16 protein-coding genes and 2 pseudogenes are annotated in these 16,192 nt (G+C 65.9%); 11 read left to right on the top strand and 7 right to left on the bottom strand.

What is annotated here, in order from left to right; genetic code table 11:
* Positions 1 to 38: 38 nt before the first annotated feature.
* A pseudogene (locus P1K32_RS01630) lies at positions 39 to 1,808 on the top strand (acyl-CoA carboxylase subunit beta).
* 9 nt (positions 1,809 to 1,817) lie between these two features.
* On the opposite strand, the gene P1K32_RS01625 reads toward P1K32_RS01630, so the two are convergent.
* Positions 1,818 to 1,970, bottom strand: coding sequence for a hypothetical protein (locus P1K32_RS01625; protein WP_276250985.1), 153 nt, complete (start codon positions 1,968 to 1,970; stop codon positions 1,818 to 1,820).
* A gap of 127 nt (positions 1,971 to 2,097) precedes the next feature.
* On the opposite strand from P1K32_RS01625, the gene P1K32_RS01620 reads away from it, so the two are divergent.
* Complete coding sequence (locus P1K32_RS01620) at positions 2,098 to 2,463, top strand: DUF5658 family protein (RefSeq protein ID WP_276250984.1); 366 nt, start codon at positions 2,098 to 2,100, stop codon at positions 2,461 to 2,463.
* Positions 2,464 to 2,472: 9 nt separating this feature from the next.
* Here P1K32_RS01620 and P1K32_RS01615 read toward each other — a convergent pair whose 3' ends face one another.
* Positions 2,473 to 2,922 carry a MaoC family dehydratase gene (locus P1K32_RS01615; RefSeq protein WP_276250983.1) on the bottom strand — a complete coding sequence of 150 codons (450 nt, stop codon included), beginning with the start codon at positions 2,920 to 2,922 and terminating at the stop codon, positions 2,473 to 2,475.
* 75 nt (positions 2,923 to 2,997) lie between these two features.
* Between P1K32_RS01615 and P1K32_RS01610 the strand changes: the two genes are divergently transcribed.
* From P1K32_RS01610 to P1K32_RS01590, 5 genes are all read left to right on the top strand, one after another.
* On the top strand, positions 2,998 to 3,825 hold the full coding sequence (locus tag P1K32_RS01610; RefSeq protein WP_276250982.1) for an HpcH/HpaI aldolase/citrate lyase family protein: 828 nt from the start codon (positions 2,998 to 3,000) through the stop codon (positions 3,823 to 3,825).
* A 92-nt stretch (positions 3,826 to 3,917) separates the two neighbouring features.
* Complete coding sequence (locus tag P1K32_RS01605; protein ID WP_276250981.1) at positions 3,918 to 5,705, top strand: DUF2339 domain-containing protein; 1,788 nt, start codon at positions 3,918 to 3,920, stop codon at positions 5,703 to 5,705.
* A gap of 130 nt (positions 5,706 to 5,835) precedes the next feature.
* Positions 5,836 to 7,092 (top strand): Glu/Leu/Phe/Val family dehydrogenase, encoded by a 1,257-nt coding sequence (locus P1K32_RS01600; protein ID WP_276250980.1) that lies wholly within the window; start codon positions 5,836 to 5,838, stop codon positions 7,090 to 7,092.
* Between the two features lie 625 nt (positions 7,093 to 7,717).
* Entirely contained in the window at positions 7,718 to 8,203 is a 486-nt protein-coding gene (locus P1K32_RS01595) for an SRPBCC family protein (RefSeq protein WP_276250979.1), read from the top strand.
* A 63-nt stretch (positions 8,204 to 8,266) separates the two neighbouring features.
* Entirely contained in the window at positions 8,267 to 8,818 is a 552-nt protein-coding gene (locus P1K32_RS01590) for an FAD-dependent oxidoreductase (protein WP_276250978.1), read from the top strand.
* Between the two features lie 84 nt (positions 8,819 to 8,902).
* Here P1K32_RS01590 and P1K32_RS01585 read toward each other — a convergent pair whose 3' ends face one another.
* Positions 8,903 to 9,700 (bottom strand): RIO1 family regulatory kinase/ATPase domain-containing protein, encoded by a 798-nt coding sequence (locus tag P1K32_RS01585; RefSeq protein WP_276250977.1) that lies wholly within the window; start codon positions 9,698 to 9,700, stop codon positions 8,903 to 8,905.
* 76 nt (positions 9,701 to 9,776) lie between these two features.
* Here P1K32_RS01585 and P1K32_RS01580 point away from each other — a divergent pair.
* Positions 9,777 to 10,916: pseudogene (locus P1K32_RS01580) on the top strand (acyl-CoA dehydrogenase family protein).
* Here P1K32_RS01580 and P1K32_RS01575 read toward each other — a convergent pair.
* The 3 genes from P1K32_RS01575 to P1K32_RS01565 are packed head-to-tail and all read right to left on the bottom strand — an operon-like array spanning position 10,917 to position 11,989.
* On the bottom strand, positions 10,917 to 11,327 hold the full coding sequence (locus P1K32_RS01575) for a universal stress protein (protein WP_276250976.1): 411 nt from the start codon (positions 11,325 to 11,327) through the stop codon (positions 10,917 to 10,919).
* Positions 11,328 to 11,369: 42 nt separating this feature from the next.
* Entirely contained in the window at positions 11,370 to 11,576 is a 207-nt protein-coding gene (locus tag P1K32_RS01570; RefSeq protein WP_276250975.1) for a helix-turn-helix transcriptional regulator, read from the bottom strand.
* The gene (locus P1K32_RS01565) at positions 11,573 to 11,989 is read right to left on the bottom strand and encodes a DUF2178 domain-containing protein (RefSeq protein ID WP_276250974.1); all 417 of its coding nucleotides are present in this window, start codon (positions 11,987 to 11,989) and stop codon (positions 11,573 to 11,575) included. The genes P1K32_RS01570 and P1K32_RS01565 overlap by 4 nt, the downstream gene beginning before the upstream one ends.
* Positions 11,990 to 12,398: 409 nt before the next feature.
* Here P1K32_RS01565 and P1K32_RS01560 point away from each other — a divergent pair, with 409 nt between their 5' ends.
* The gene (locus P1K32_RS01560; RefSeq protein WP_379691335.1) at positions 12,399 to 13,610 is read left to right on the top strand and encodes an MFS transporter; all 1,212 of its coding nucleotides are present in this window, start codon (positions 12,399 to 12,401) and stop codon (positions 13,608 to 13,610) included.
* Positions 13,611 to 13,688: 78 nt separating this feature from the next.
* Here the strand turns inward: P1K32_RS01560 and P1K32_RS01555 are convergent, their stop codons facing one another.
* Positions 13,689 to 15,155 (bottom strand): RtcB family protein, encoded by a 1,467-nt coding sequence (locus P1K32_RS01555; RefSeq protein WP_276250972.1) that lies wholly within the window; start codon positions 15,153 to 15,155, stop codon positions 13,689 to 13,691.
* A gap of 217 nt (positions 15,156 to 15,372) precedes the next feature.
* On the opposite strand from P1K32_RS01555, the gene P1K32_RS01550 reads away from it, so the two are divergent.
* Together P1K32_RS01550 and P1K32_RS01545 are read left to right on the top strand one after the other, a co-directional pair.
* Complete coding sequence (locus P1K32_RS01550; RefSeq protein WP_276252153.1) at positions 15,373 to 15,894, top strand: DoxX family protein; 522 nt, start codon at positions 15,373 to 15,375, stop codon at positions 15,892 to 15,894.
* A complete protein-coding gene (locus tag P1K32_RS01545) occupies positions 15,891 to 16,187 on the top strand; it encodes a hypothetical protein (RefSeq protein WP_419181058.1) in 297 nt (98 codons plus the stop codon). The genes P1K32_RS01550 and P1K32_RS01545 overlap by 4 nt, the downstream gene beginning before the upstream one ends.
* Positions 16,188 to 16,192 lie beyond the last annotated feature (5 nt).

Here is a 16,192-nt window from a genome sequence, read left to right as displayed (position 1 = left end):
CACAAATCTGTATGGCCCCTCGGACCGTGTGGTATGGTATGAAGGTGCGTATAGCCGCGTCGGTCACTCGGGACGAGGCCGCCGCTATCGCCGCGGCCGTGGCCGAACACGTCGGTGAGACTGTCGAGGTGTACGTCGGTGATAGCGACGAACCGACGCTGGTCCGGGAGATGGCCGGGACCGACGGGGCGGACGAGGGCGACTCGGGTGGCCGAGCGACCGAGTCCGGCCCGACCGACTGGGAACGCCGCCTCCGAGAGGAGATAGCCGATATCGAACGCGGTGGCCCCGAGAAGTACCGCGAACGGCTCGAAGACCAGGGGAAGCTGTTCGTCCGTGACCGACGGGAACTGTGGTTCGGCGCGGACGGCCTCGACTTCGAGGACGGTCGGTTCGCGAACTTCGACAGCTGGAGTCCCGAGGGCCCTGACGTCGAGGAGTACGACCCCGACACGCGGCTCCCGGCCGACGGGCTCGTCACCGGCGCCGGCACGCTGGACGGGCGCAAACTCCACGTCGGTGCCAACGACTTCACCGTGAAGGCCGGCTCGGTGGCGAAACACGGCGTCGAGAAGTTCATCCGGCTGCAGGAGCGCGCGTTGAAGACCGGGCGACCGGCGCTGTATCTCGTGGACTCCTCGGGCGGGCGCATCGACCAGTAGTTGGGCTTTTTCGCGAATCGCGAGGGAATCGGGAAGTTCTACTTCAACCACTCCCGCATCTCCGGCGTCGTCCCACAGATATGCGTCCTCTATGGCCCCTGTATCGCCGGCGCGGCGTACACGCCTGTCTTCTCGGATTTCACCGTGATGGTCCGCGGGATGAGCACGCTGGCTATCGCCTCGCCGCGGATGGTGAGGATGGTCACGGGCGAGGACATCGACCTCGCGGAACTCGGGGGGCCGGACGTCCACGCGCGTCACTCCGGCAGCGCTGACCTGGTTGCCGACGACGAGGCCGAGGCCCGGGAACTCGTCGCTCAGCTCGTCAGCTATCTCCCGGACAGCTGCGAGGACGAGCCACCGTCGGCCGACCCGGTCGAGCCCGCACGCTCCCCGGCGGGCCTCGACAGCGTCATTCCGCCGGAACCGAACAAAGGATACGACATGCATCGGGTCATCGAGCGCGTCGTCGACGGCGGCTCCTTCTTCGAGCTCCAGCCCGAGTACGGGCGGGAGATACTCATCGGGTTCGCCCGCATCGACGGCCGCACGGTCGGAGTGGTCGCAAACCAGCCCGCCCACCGCGCCGGGGCCATCTTCCCGGACTCGGCCCGCAAAGCCGCCGAGTTCGTCTGGAAGTGCGACGCGTTCAACGTCCCGCTGCTGTACCTCTGTGATACGCCGGGGTTCATGGCCGGCTCGGGCGTCGAGAAGGAGGGCATCCTGGAGGTGGGCAAGAAGATGATATACGCCACGAGCGAGGCGACGGTGCCCAAACAGTGTGTCGTCGTCCGGAAGGCCTACGGCGCCGGCATCTACGCCATGTCCGGGCCGGCCTACGACCCGGAGGCGACGCTGGCACTACCCAGCGGCGAGATTGCCATCATGGGGCCCGAAGCGGCTATCAACGCCGTCTACGCCAACAAACTGGACGACATCGACGACCCCGAAGAGCGGGCCGAACGCGAGCGGGACCTCCGCGAGCAGTACCGAGAAGACATCGACGCCTACCGGATGGCCAGCGAAGTCGTCATCGACGAAATCGTCCCCCCGGGCGACTTGCGGGCCGAACTGGCCGCTCGCTTCGAACTGTACGCGACCGTCGAGAAAGACCGTCCGGAGAAGAAACACGGGACGATTCTGTGACGCCGGCACTCAGTTGAGCCAGGGCGTCTCGACCGGCTCGAACTGCTGTGCACAGGCCGGACAGACGACGAACCGGGCGCCGTCTTCCCGAACTGTTTCGAAGCGGGTCGTCCAGTCCCGGTGGCCACACTGCGGACAGCGTCGCCGGAGTGGTGGAATCACGGCTCCCGATACGGCCCCCAGCGGAAAGGCGGTGTCGGGGCCGACCGGAACAGTTATTTCGCTACTATCATAGATGTGAATTAACGGAGCGGTGACGAAATATTATGGGGCGCTCCGGGGGTGCAAGATGTGGCTATCTGACCGCACGGTCCGTCACGGGACCATCGACCGGTGGGGGCGCCGAGCGCTCGACATGCTCGCGGACCTCGAGCGAGAGCTATGGGTCGTCGTCGCCGTGGCCCTGCTCGCAGACGTCTATCTGACACAGCTCGGACTCCAGTACGGGCTCCGCGAGGGGAACCCACTCGTTCGGCACCTTATCGGGCAGTTCGGTATCGGTGCACTGGCCGCGCTCAAATTTGGGGTCGTGGGGCTGGCCGGCGCCGTCCGCGAGCTGGTACCGGCCCGTCAGGCACCGACGATTCCGCTCGGGCTGGCCGTCCCGTGGGTGGTCGCCGTCTGTATCAACGGCACGCTGTTGCTCGGACGCTGAACGGCCGCGTCAGGCTTCGGCGCGCTCGACCAGGGCGGTCCGCTCGAACGTACAGACCAGCGTGTCCTCGCCGGTGTAGGCGTCGACCTGCATCGTGACGACGCCCCGGTCGCCGTCGCTCGTGAGTCGTTTTTCCAGTACTGTGGTCTCCGCCCGGACGGTGTCGCCGTGGAACACCGGACTGGGGTGTTCGACGGCGTCGTAGCCGAGGTTTGCGAGGATAGTCCCGTCCGTGGTGTCGGGAATCGTCAGCCCGACGGCCAGCGCCATCGTGTAGAGCCCGTTGACCACCCGCTCGCCGAAGCTCGTCTCGGCGGCGAAGTCGGCGTCCAGATGCAGCGGCTGCTGGTTCATCGTGAGGTCACAAAAGCGCTGGTTGTCGCTCTCGCTGACCGTCCGTCGGCGGTCGTGCTCGATGGTCTCGCCCTCGGTGAACCCCTCGTAGTACAGCCCGCTCATACCGGACCAACACCGGCCTGACCCTTAGCCGTGTGGGCACACATCACTTACCACGGTGGGCGCCCAAGCCACACCATGGCCCGCCGAAGCGTCCTCTTCTCGCCCGGCGACGACCCCCAGAAGCTACGGAAGGCGGTCAGTTTCGAGACCGACGTCGTGGTCTTCGACCTCGAAGACGCCGTCGTCCCGAGCGCGAAGCCGGCTGCTCGCGAGACCGTGCGTGACGCGCTTGTCGAGGTCGTACCGGCCGACGCCGAGGTCTGTGTCCGCGTCAACCCGGTGGGTCGGGGCGCGGCCGACGATGTGGCCGTCGCGCTCTCCGGTGTCGCCCCCGATTCGGTCCTGCTCCCGAAGACCAGTGGCGCCGAGGACGTCACACGGCTCGCGACACTGCTCTCCGAGGCCGGCGTCGACTGTCCGATACTCGCGCTGGTCGAGTCCGCCGCCGGCGTCCTCCACGCCGAGGAAATCGCTGCTCACGACTCGACCGACGCGCTCGTCTTCGGCGCGGAGGACCTCGCTGGCGACGTCGGTGCGACCCGCACCGCCGAGGGCGGGGAGCTGACCCACGCTCGCCAGCACGTCGTCCTCGCGGCGCGAGCGGCCGGCGTCGTGCCCATCGACACGCATTACCCGAACTACACCGACGACGCGGGGCTCCGAGCCGAGGCAGTACGCGCCGTCGAACTGGGCTACGACGGCAAACTCGCCGTTCACCCGGGGCAAGTGAGAGTCATCAACGACGTGTTCACCCCGGGCCCAGAACGCGTTCAGTGGGCAACGCGGCTGCTGGGCGCTCGCGAGGACGCCGACGGCGGCGTCTTCGTCCTCGACGGCGAGATGATAGACGCGCCCCAGATTCGCCAGGCCGAGCGGGTGCTGGAACGGGCCGGCGAGAACTGACCGCCGGCCGCTCGGTATCGGTCGAGCGTAGCCGATTTGGGAGGGCAGTTCACTCAGAAAGAATTTAATTTCACCAGGGAGGAACGAAAGCAATGACCGACGCCGGGGACGGTGACGACAGAGAGCTAGAAGCGCAGGTCGCGACGCTCTCCGAGGAGGTTGCGGACCTCCAGGCGCGGGTTGACGAACTCGAAACGGCCCTGGAAACGACGGCGGGCGACAGTCCCGCTGGCGAGACGACACAGGGCAGTTCGGCAATCCTCCCCACCGGGAGCGACGATAGCGAGTCCGGGTCGTCGGTGAGCCGTGACCCCCGGACGTACGTTCCGGATATCGAATCCATCGTCGGGGTACGCCTCATCGGGGTGACCGGTGGTGTCGCGCTCATCGTCGCGGCGCTGTTCCTGTTGCAACTGGCCATCCAACGGGGGTATATCGGGCCGCTCGGTCGGGTCCTCCTTGCGACGGGAGTCGGCGTCGGTATGATGCTCGGCGGGCGCTACGCCTCGCGGACCAGGGATATCAGGCGATGGGGCGCGATCGTCGTCGGGGCCGGTGCCGTCATCGCGTACGTTGCGCTCTATGCTTCGCACGGATACGCTCCCTACCGGGACGCGATTGGAACGCCCGCCTGGGTCCCGCTCCTGTTGATTTCGGTCCTCGTCGCGGGGTTTCTCGGTGACACCGTCTCCCAGCGCGACCCGTTACTCGCGACAGAGGCGACGATGCTGCTGTGGACAACGCCCGTCGTCGTCGCGGACTACTCCGTGGGGACCACCGCGTTCGGGGCGACGATCCTCGCGGCGGTCGCGACTGTCGTCGCCGTCTCGGGGGTGCGCGACTGGACACTGCCGCCGATAGTCTCGGTCCTTCCAGCGTACGCACTCACGTCGCTCTGGGTCAACATGGCTGACCTGCAAAACGGCGCGACTATCGAGGCGGGATTGTTGACGCTGCTTTTCTCCGTCTTTGCCGTCGTCACGGCTGCTACGCGACGGGCGGGACCGGAACTGGGGGAAACGGACAACTCAGGGAGCTTCGTCATTCCCGTGCTTAACGTGTTCATCGCTCTCCCGCTGCTCGCACTCTTGATAGAGCCGGTGGGTGAATCCCTCACTGGTGGGTTGTTGCTCTTGATGAGTGGCGTTCTGTGCGTGCAGTACTACGTCGAGACCGAACGCCGCTCCAGGGCGGCTATCGCCGAGCCGTTCCTCGGCTACGTCACGGCCGCCGCCGGGCTGGCCGTCCTCACGGACGATATCATCCGCGTGGGCTGTCTCGCAGCTGTGATACTCGCGGCGTCTGTCGTGGCACCGCGGCTGCGGAGCCGCTGGCTGGGGAGCGCGACGCACGCGGCCTCGGGACTGCTCTGTCTCGACGCGGTGCGTATCGCCTATCTCGGCGGGGACACGTCGGTGGTGCCAGTCGCGACCCAGGCGGCGAACGCCGTGATGCTCCTCGCCCTCGCGAGTGTCTTCACCGCGGTGTACGTGCTCTCGCGTTGGACTGAGTTGCGTCCGTCTCGGACCGTTCCGGGCACTGAGACGCCGGTCGCCAATCTCTACGCCTGGGGGGCGACAGTACTGCTGACGCTCGCCTGTGACATCGTCTGGTCCGGCGTCGCGCTCTCGGTCGTCTGGAGCGTCCTCGGGTTCACGCTGATCGCTGTCGGGACGGTGTCGGCCATCAGGATGTTCCGCATCAACGGCATCGGCCTGCTCGGAATAACCTCAGTAAAGGTCTTCATCTACGACACGGCCGGGCTCGACCCGATTCCCCGTATTCTCTCCTTTATCGTTCTCGGCGTGATACTGCTGGTCACGTCGTATTTCTACGCCAGAACTCGGGGCGAAGGGTCCGTACCGACATTCGGTGAGTGACGCCGCCGTACGATTACCGGCCTCTATCACGACGATGCCCCCAGACGGGCACCGGACACGACGCTGACGTGGGGCGAAATCGTCCATGTTCGGCGGCATCCTTTTGTCCGCGCTCACTGATTTGTCGGGTATGTCTGACGAGGTGAATCCGTTCGAGAGTCTGCAGGAGCAGATCGACGACGCCGCCGCCTACCTCGAATATCCAACTGACGTTTTGGAGCGGCTGAAACACCCCGAGCGGGTGCTGGAGACGACGCTCTCGGTGGAGATGGACGACGGTTCCGTCGAGGTGTTCAAAGCCTTCCGCTCGCAGTTCAACGGCGACCGCGGCCCCTACAAGGGCGGCATCCGCTATCACCCCCAGGTCTCCCGCGACGAAGTGAAGGCCCTCTCGGGCTGGATGGTGTACAAGTGCGCCGCCGTCGGCATCCCCTACGGCGGCGGCAAAGGGGGCATCCGCATCGACCCGCGGCGCTACTCCGCGAGCGAAATCGAGCGCATCACCCGCTCCTTCGCGAAGGAGCTGCGTCCGTTCATCGGCGAGGACAAGGACATCCCCGCCCCCGACGTCAACACCGGCCAGCGGGAGATGAACTGGATAAAGGACACCTACGAGACCCTGGAGGACACCACGGAGCCGGGCGTCATCACGGGGAAAGCGCCCGAATCGGGCGGGAGCGCGGGCCGCGTCGAGGCGACCGGCCGGTCGGTGATGCTCACTACGCGAGAGGCCTTCGACTACCTCGGGAAGGACATCGAGGACGCCACCGTCGCAATCCAGGGCTATGGCAACGCCGGCTCCGTCGCGGCGAAGCTCATCGACGACCTCGGGGCCGACATCGTCGCTGCCTCCGACTCCTCCGGTGCTGTCGTCAACCCCGACGGCTTCGACGCCCGCGCGGCGAAGGACCACAAGCGCGAGACCGGCTCGCTTTCGGGCTTCGAGGGGGCGACCGAGGAGCGGTCGAACGAGGCCCTGCTCACCATGGACGTCGACCTGCTGGTCCCCGCCGCACTGGAGAACGCCATCGACGGGGACCTGGCCCAGAGCGTCGAGGCCGACATCATCGTGGAGGCCGCCAACGGCCCGCTCACTCCCCGGGCCGACGACGTGCTGACCGACCGCGACGTGGCCGTTTTCCCCGACATTCTCGCAAACGCCGGCGGCGTCACGGTGTCGTACTTCGAGTGGGTCCAGAACCGCCAGCGTTTCTACTGGTCCGAGGAGCGCGTCAACGACGAACTCGAGACCATCATCACGGATGCCTTCGACAATCTCGTCGACACCTACGAGCGGACCGACGCGCCGAGCTTCCGGACGGCGATGTACGTCGTCGCCATCGAGCGCGTCGTCGACGCCGCCGAGGAGGGCGGTATCTGGCCCTAGCAATAACAGTCGACTCTTCGACAAACAGTTTTGAGAGCCAGAAAGCCCCGGCTTGCTACACTCGGGGATGGTTCGAGAGACGCCAATGGCGTCTCTCGTCATCTGCTCACGGGCGCTTCGCGCCCGTTCGCAGGTTCGTGGGATCCTCGGTCCCACACTCATCCCGAAAATCTTCGATTTTCGGAGAACTCGCTGCGCGCTTCCCTCGCTCACTACGTTCGCTCAGTGTCGTTCGAAAGACGCTCCGCGTCTTTCGTGATCACGAGAGGGCTCCGCCCTCTCGGACGACAGTGCTTGCGTCGTCCGCCTTCGTGTAGCAAGCGAGGTCGGCTTTGCCGACCTCGTTAGTCGTGGCGGCGAAGCCGCCACGCAGCCGCCCCTTTCAGTCCCACCTCTGACGGCCGGCCAACCGGCTACGGGCGGGACTGAAAAGGGGCCGCGCTCTGGACGAACCTCGGCGACGTAAGCACCACAGGCCGGAGGCCGAGGAGCGCAACGAGCCGCGGGAGTCCAGAGCGCGGGGACTTTCTGGCTGTTGGCACGCAGGTTAACTCCAGAAACACTCGAGTCGATTACTCCCTAGCCGACCGCTGGAGTTTTGTTCCGCTCGCCCCTAGACGATACCATGCCCGTTTTCGAGCGCGAGGTACGCGTGTCGGCGCCGCTTGCTGACGTCTGGGAGTTCCACGCGACGGCCGACGGCCTCGTGGCCCTGACCCCCGACTGGATGCACCTCCGGGTGGATGAGACCCGCGGGCCCGACGGGGAGGCCGACCCCGACGAGCTGACGACGGGGTCGGTCGTCGTCTCATCCATTCAGCCCTTCGGTATCGGGCCGCGCCAGGAGTGGGTCTCCGAAATCGTCGCCCGGGAGGAGGGCGACCACGAGGCGATGTTCCGGGACGTCATGACCGAGGGGCCGTTCCCGGAGTGGGAACACACCCACCAGTTCCGGGCGGCCGGCGACCTGGCGACCATCGTCCACGACCGCGTGGCCTACGAGCTGCCCGGCGGGCGGCTGGGCGAACTCGCTGGACCGCTTGGCTTCGTCGGGATGGAGCCGATGTTTCGGTTCCGCCACCGGAAGACGAAGGACCTGCTGGAAGCCTGATTTTGGGCGGGAATACTGCGGGCTCGAACAGCCATTTCAGTGTCGACGGCGAACGACAAGTGCATGACAGACGTAGTCGTCGTCGGCGGCGGTCCCGCCGGCCTCAGCGCGGCACTGTTCACGGAGAAAAACGGCCTCGACACGGTCGTCTACGACACGGACGAGACGTGGATGCACAAGGCCCACCTGTTCAACTACCTCGGCATCGACTCGATGGACGGCTCGGAGTACATGGACGTTTCCCGCGAGCAGGTCGTGGAGTTCGGTGTCGACATCACGGAGAGCGAGGTCACGGATATCGAACAGCGCGACGACGGATTCCTCGTCACGACGGCCGAGGGCGAGGCCGAGGCGACCTATCTGGTGCTGGCAACCGGCGCCGACCGCTCGCTGGCGGAGACGCTCGGCTGTGACTTCGACGGCGACCTCGTCGACGTGACCCTCTCGATGGAGACCAGCGTCGCGGACGCCTACGCCACCGGTGCGATGGTCCGGGACCAGGAGTGGCAGGCCATCATCTCCGCCGGCGACGGCGGCGCCGCGGCGCTCGACATCCTCTCGAAGGAGGAGGGCGAGCACTTCCACGACTTCGACACGCCGGCCGACGCGGAGTAAGTCGGCACGGGTCCGCGCCGCTCACGGCTCGCTATCGCTCTCTGTTCGCCATGACGCGGTTCTCGCGCTCGGCGAGAACCGCGCTCAGTCCGCCGACCGCTCGATAGCGCCCCGCAGAATCGTCGCCTCGAAGTCGTGGTCCGGGCGGATGTTGACGAAATCGAGGAACTCCTCGGCGGCCAGTAGCTCTTCGGTCGTGTAGTACTCCCTGGCCGCGCTCACGGCGGCGTGGGCGCCGACGAGGGGCTCCAGCGCACCGAGCGCACAGGCCACGTCGTAGGCTCTGGCGTCGGCGATAGCCGCCTCGCGGACGCTCGTGGCGTCGATGAAGTAGAGCCGGTCCTCGGCGACCAGGACGTTCTCCGAGCGGAAGTCGCCGTGAGCCAGGCCGGCGTCGTGCATCCGGTGGAGGAACTCGAAGACCGTGTCGGCGTGGGCGGCGACGCTCTCCGACGGGAGTTCGTCGAGCGTCCGGAACTCTTCGAGATACTCGAGGACGATGACGCCGAGTCCCTCGTATTCGAACGCCTCGATAGGCTCGGGGGCGTTCACGCCGAGTTCGCGCATCCGCTCGGTCGCCGCGAGCTCGTGTTCCGCCATCTCGTAGGGCGTCCCGAAGTGTTCGAAGAACCCGGTCGTTCCCGAGGAGAAGGCACCGATGTTGCGGCCCGTGGTAAGGAGCGCGTGGACCAGCGAGTTCTGTGGGGTGATGACCTTCACGAACCAGCGGTCCTCGACGACCATCGGCGTCGAGAGCCAGTTGTCGGCCTCCAGAAAGCGAACGCGGCCGGCGGGCTCGTCGTACCGGTCGAGGACGGCCCGGGCGACCCCAACCAGTTGCGACCACGGGACCGTGCCTCGGAGGAGCCGTCGGAACGCCACGGGGTAGCAGAGGCGAGGCCGACTGATAGATGTTATGTCCCACATGGTATTTGTCGACAGGGGCCATACGTGCGCTATGGAGTTCACGCTCCCGGCCGAACACCGCCACGTCCGGACGGCCGTACGGGAGTTCGCCGAGGACGAAATCGCGCCCATCGCCCAGGATATAGAGGACGAGGAGCGCTTCCCGGCCGAGATATTCGACCAGCTCGGCGAACTCGACGTGATGGGGGTCCCTATCGACGAGCGCTGGGGCGGGCTGGGCGGCGACCAGTAGCTGTACGCCGTCGTCTGCGAGGAGCTGGGTCGGGTCTCCGGTGCGGTCGGGCTCTCCTACGCCGCCCACACCTCGCTGGGAAGCAAGCCCATCGAAACGTTCGGCACGGACGCCCAGCGGGAGCGCTGGCTGGAGCCGCTGGCGACCGGCGACCGGCTGGGCGCGTGGGCGCTGACCGAACCCGGGAGCGGGAGCGACGCCAGCGACATGGACACGACCGCCATGCGCGACGGTGACGAGTACGTCATCGACGGCATCAAACAGTTCATCACGAACGCGTCGGTCGCCGGGAGCCTGCTCGTGAAAGCTGTCACCGACCCCGGAGCCGGCTACGACGGCATCTCGACGTTCATCGTCTCACCGGGTGACAACGGCTGGACGGTGACGACGGAGTAGGACAAGATGGGACTGAACGCCTCGCCGACCTGTGAACTGCAGTTAGACGACTGCCGGGTGCCGGCCGACCGGCTACTGGGCGAGGAAGGCGACGGCTGGACACAGACGAAACAGACACTCGACGGCGGGCGCATCTCCATTGCGGCACTGTCGGTGGGACTGGCACAGGGGGCCTTCGAGGCTGCGAAGTCCTACGCCATCGAGCGCGAGCAGTTCGACCGCCCCATCTCGAAAATTGATGCGGTCCGGGACAAGCTAGTCGAGATGGACCGCAAGATAGAGCGCTCGCGGTTGCTGACCCAGAAGGCGGCGACGATGTACGACGACGGTCAAGATGTGACCAGAATCGCCTCGCTGGCCAAGCTCGACGCCAGCGAGACGGCCCGCGAAGTCGGCGAGGCGGCCGTGCAGGTCCTCGGGGGCTATGGCTACCTCTCCGAGTACGCCCCACAGCGGTTCTACCGCGACGCGAAGCTGATGGAGATCGGCGAAGGGACCAGCGAGATTCAGCGGCTGGTACTGGGCCGGGAGCTCGGGTTGTAGTTACTCGTCTACCCGTGGGACGACGGTGACCGGTACCGTCGTCTCGTTGACCACGGCGAGGGCAACGTCCCCGCTGCGCAGCCGACCGCGCAGTCCTTTCGGTTCGTGGCCCATCACGATGTGGGTAATGTCGACGTCCGCCGCGATTTCGAGGAGCTCGCGTGCGATGCGAGCGCCTGGCCGCCGGCTGTGCCGACCCACGTACTCCAGGGCGACCCGCGACTTGACTGGCTCGTCCTCGAGGCGGTCTTTCAGCGAATCACGCATCCGTTCGGCCGTCCGGTCCGCGTCCGCGTCGTCGACGAGATGGACGACGTACAGCGGCGTGGAAAGCGCCGCGCCGAGCGTGACGGCCGTATCGATGACGCGACTGGCGGCCTCGTCGTCGGCGACTGCGACCAGGATGGTCATACCAGCGCTACGGGCCGAACACAATTATTGCTTATCTAACAACTATTCGCTCCCGTCGATATCCGGGTCGAACAGTTCCTCGACCGTACAGTCGAACTGGGTTGCGAGTTTGAACGCGAGTTCCAGCGACGGGTCGTAGCGCTCGCGCTCGATTGCGTTGATGGTCTGGCGGCTGACGCCGACGGCCTCGGCGAGGTCGCCCTGGCTCAGCCCGTCGCGGCTGCGGTACGTGTCGAGTTCGTTTTTCATAGACGGGAGCGGTGCCAGAGATAGGACACGCCGAAGGCGATAAACAGTCCGATGTAGCCGTACAGCGCGCCCCACACGAGGGTGGGGACGGTGTAATCGGTGAGCCAGGTCACCAGTCTTGACGCCGAGGCGCCAAGGACCAGGACGGCACCGACTAGCTGCAGGGCGCTCAGGCTGGCGCGGCGTTCGAGCGCCCAGTCGCGTTCGTCCATCAACTGTACGTCCGAGCCCTTCCAGATGGCGACGAAGGCCAGGATACCGACCCAGTAGGCCGCTTCGCCGACGACCGGATAGTCGAGATATCGGAGGACGAGCCCGACGGCGACACCGCCGTACACCGAACCGAACATCAATCGCCGATACGTCCGTCGCCTGGAGAGCGTCGTGGTCGCGGGGGATTCAGCTGCGGTCATGTGTAAAGTACGCTTTACAGTAAAGTGTACTTTACACTGTCACTTAGTTCTATCGGGCCTGTCGTACAGAGCCGATTTTTACACACCCGATGCTGTTATCGAGCGGTCGCCCGTCGGGTGGGTCGGCCGTCGCTGTGTCCCCCGCCGTCGACCCCTCGCCGGACCGGGTCCGAGATACGCGCGCTCCTTTTTTGTCTCATTGATTACGATATTTTTACGTAACCGCCGCGAAAACGGGTGTGTACACGGCCGGTCACAAATGAATCGCCCGTTGCACGGGTCTCTCTGTCTCTGGGTGGGGGCCCGGACGAGTGAACGCGTCCCGACAATGTGAGAGCCTATAATGAGTTCGCCACAGCGTGTCCTATCGCGTTTCGAGGAGCAGATACGGGAGTCCCTCGTCGTCGACATGGACGAGCGGACTATCGTCATGATTGGGGTGATTACCAGCACCTTCTTCATCGGGTTCGGCGGGGGCGTTATCTATCCGATTCTCCCGAATCTCGGTTCGATACTGGGTATCTCGCCGTTTATCGTCGCGGTCATCATGAGCGCAAACCGCGTCTCGCGGCTGGTCGCACACGCTCCGGCCGGCGGGTTCGTCGACAGAATCGGCACGCGGACACCCTTTGTCCTCGGGGTGGCCATACAGGGCGTCGCGACGGCGGGATACGTGGTCGCGATGCTGGTCGCCGTTCCGGAAGCCCTGTTTATGGGCGCACGAATCGTCTGGGGCGTCGGGAGCGCGTTCGTCTTCGCCGCGGGACAGACTATCGCCGCCGACATCAGTGACGAGGCCTCTCGGGGCAAGAGCATGGGGCTCATCCGCGGCGGAGTGATTTTCGGCTTCCCGACGGGAGTGGTCCTCGGTGGCCTTCTCAGCGAACTCGCCGGCCCGATTGTGGCCTTCACGGTCGCTACGGGCTTTGCCTTTATTGCCAGTGGTCTCGCGTACCTGACAGTGCCCGAGACCCACGTCACGGAGTCCGAAGAGCCCCGCTCGAAACCGTGGGAGATAAACACCGGCGTCCCGGCGCTCTCGGTCGGTGTCGTTAATTTCTCCGTGTACTTCGTCTACTTCGGGGTCCTGTTCGTGACGCTCGTCGTCTTCCTCGACGCCGCCGAACTCAGCGTCTTCGGGTTCGGTCCACAGGGGACGTCGGGGCTGTTCATGGGGTTGAGCGTCATCGCAGCCGGCGGTTCGATGTACGTCGCCGGCGCGCTGAGTGACCGGAACGGGTCCCGCGTGCCGACGCTGAGTTGCTTCCTGCTCGTCTCCTCGGTCGGGTACGCGCTGCTCGCGTCGACCGATTCGATGGTGCTCCTGACTGCTGCCTGCGCCGCTATCGGCGTCGGACAGGGCGGGATTATCGGGCCGCTGACGGCGCTGCTTGCCGACCTCGTGCCGGACCAGCAGATGGGGCGTGCGTCCGGGACGAGCAATCTCTTCGGGGACATCGGCGGCGCCAGTGCCCCTGTCGTCGCCCTTCCGCTCGCCGATATCGTCGGCTTCCGGCCGATATACGTCGCCTGCGCGGTCATCCCACTGGTCGCACTGGGCGTCCTTCTTGCCGGCGTGTATCGGGCGACTGGCCAGTTCGCTCCCGACATCGAGGACTGACACGCCACCTCCCGTCACCGGGCAGCGCTGTCCAGCTATGGCTGTTCGTCACACGCCCGACAGCCAGCCGAAAATCACTCAGTCCGTCGATTTCAGGTTGTGAACCGGGTCGAGCCACTCGACCACCTCGGCGGTCGGGGAAAGTGCCGCGGCGATACGCTCGGCGTCCTTGTAGGCCATCGGGGCCTCGTCGCGGACGCCCTCGACCACCGACTCGGAGTAGACGCCGGCCATCGCGTCGGCGAACGCGTCCATGTCGACTACGTCGTGGGCCCGCCGGCGGCTCATCACCCGGCCGGCGCCGTGGGGCGCGGTCTGGTGCCACTCGTTGTTGCCCTTCCCGCGGGCCAGAATCGACCCCTCGGCCATATTGAAGGGGACGATGAGGCGCTGGCCCTCACGGGCCGGCGTCGCGCCCTTCCGAACTGTCATATCCCTGAAGTCGATGTAATTGTGAATGGACTGGAAGCGCTCGACCGGCTCGACGCCGAGTGCCGCACAGATGGCGTCGCTCATCAGCTCCCGGTTCCAGCGGGCGTACTGCTGGGCGAACAGCATGTCGACGTAGTAGCCGTGGGCCTCCCGCCCTTCCAGCCAGTCGAGGTCGGTGTTCCGGTCGTCCTCGCCGAGGTCGTCCCGGACCGCCTCCTGAAGCCGACCCAGCGTGTCGAAGGCGTCCTCGATGTCGCTGCCGTCCAGCTCCCGTCGCAGGTGTTCTTTGTCGATGTAGGACTCGCCCATCCCGCCGGTCACCCAGGTGTAGAGGTCCCGAGACTCGACCGTGTCGGGGTCGAACTTCAGGTACTCGGTGTACTCGTCGGGAATTTCCGCGCGGATATCGCCGATAGCCCGCCGGTCCGTCGCCGTCGACTGCCAGTACTGGGCGACGGACATCCCCAGATACCGGGAGCCGCTGTGGACGACGAGCCAGTAGTCACCCGACTCGCGTCCTTTCGCGAACTCCACGAAGTGGTTGCCCCCGCCCAGCGTTCCGGCGCTCTTGATGACGTGGTCGACGCCCTGGCGCTGGTCGGCCAGGACGCGGTCACAGAGCGCTTCGAAGTAGTCGCCGTCGTAGCCGTCGAAATCGAACTCGATGGGGTCGATGTGTTCGCCGAAGCGCTCGGCGAAGGCCTCGTCGAAGCGCTCGAAGACCTCGTTGGCCCGGTCGAAGGGGAACTCCTCGACGAGGTGTGGGGCGTCGCCGTAGTCGTGGACCGACCGGCCCATCGGGACGGCCTCGCGGACCCGTCGCTCCCGTTCGGCGTCTTCGAGCGGGAACTCGTTACCGAGGTTCGTCACCGCCATCCCACAGCCCACGTCCACCCCGACGATGTTCGGGACGACGCGGTCGGCAAGCGGCATCGTGAAGCCGATAGGCGCGCCCGCCCCCCAGTGCGTATCTGGCATGATACGAACCGGTTCGGTGAAGGCGGGGTGGTCGATGAGGGTCTGTATCTGCTCCATACACCCCTCCTCTACCAGCGACTCGTCGTCGACCATCACGCGCGCCGTGGTGTGGGCGCCCTCCATCTCGATAGGCATCTTATCGGAGGTAATCCGGACGACGGTTTGAACTTCACGGTGAGGGGGCCACCCGCCAAGCGGTGACCGCTGTCGCAGCCGTCAGCGAGCCCGTCTCTCCCTGAAGCCGGATTCGAACGCTGGGCGTTTCTCAGGGGCGTAGAAACGTTCTCAGTGCGTGGGAACCCGTATCCGCTTATATGTCGTTCGCCGTCAGATGTTCACCTGTGAGGCACCGATGAACTACCAAACTGCTCCCCTGACCGACACCGTCGAATTCGAACTGGACGGACCGTGGACCGCCTACTGGCTGGCGTTCCTGCGGTTCGTGACCGGCTGGTGGTTCTTCCACGCCGGGGTGACCAAGCTCATCGAGGACGGGCTGGCCTTCACGTACGGGCCGATGTACATGGAGGGGATGACCGGGACTGCGCTGGGTCCCATCCCGGTCTGGATGGGCGAGAACCTGGCCTGGCTCATCGAGCCCGGGGTGCCACTGTTCGAGACGCTCATCGGACTGGCGCTGATAGTCGGCGCGCTGACCCGGCTGGCCGCTGTGGGCGGGGTCATCTTCATGACCCTGTTCTGGCTCGGCAACGCCGAGTTCGGTCACGGGCTGGTCAACGCCGACTTCATGGGCCTGTTGCTGTTCGCGACGGTGCTGGTCGTCGGCGCCGGCCGGTACTACGGCCTCGACGGCATCCTCGAACAGACGGCGTTCGTGAAAGCGCACCCGAAACTCCGGTACATCATGGGGTGACAACAATGACTGACACTATCCAGAAGGCGGCGATGGCACTGGGCGGCGGACTGATGATCCTGGGCACTGCTGGCCTGGGCATCGTCGAGATGCTCGCTGGCAAGCCCTACGGCGCGGCGCCACTGACGAACGAGGCCGGCACGGTCATCGCGACCCCGGCGGTCGACCCGGTTCTCCGGACCGGGCTCGTGCTGGCCGGACTGGCCGTGCTGGGACTGTACGGCCTCTACGCGGTCGCGACCCCCGAAGAGGCGGAGGGACAGGCCACGGCCGCCGAGACGACGGCTGACTGACGGAC

This window comes from Haloarcula rara, assembly GCF_029338235.1.
GTDB classification, from domain to species: domain Archaea; phylum Halobacteriota; class Halobacteria; order Halobacteriales; family Haloarculaceae; genus Haloarcula; species Haloarcula rara.
Note: the sequence above shows the minus strand (reverse complement) of the source record. Positions and strands in the feature narration are given on the sequence as shown.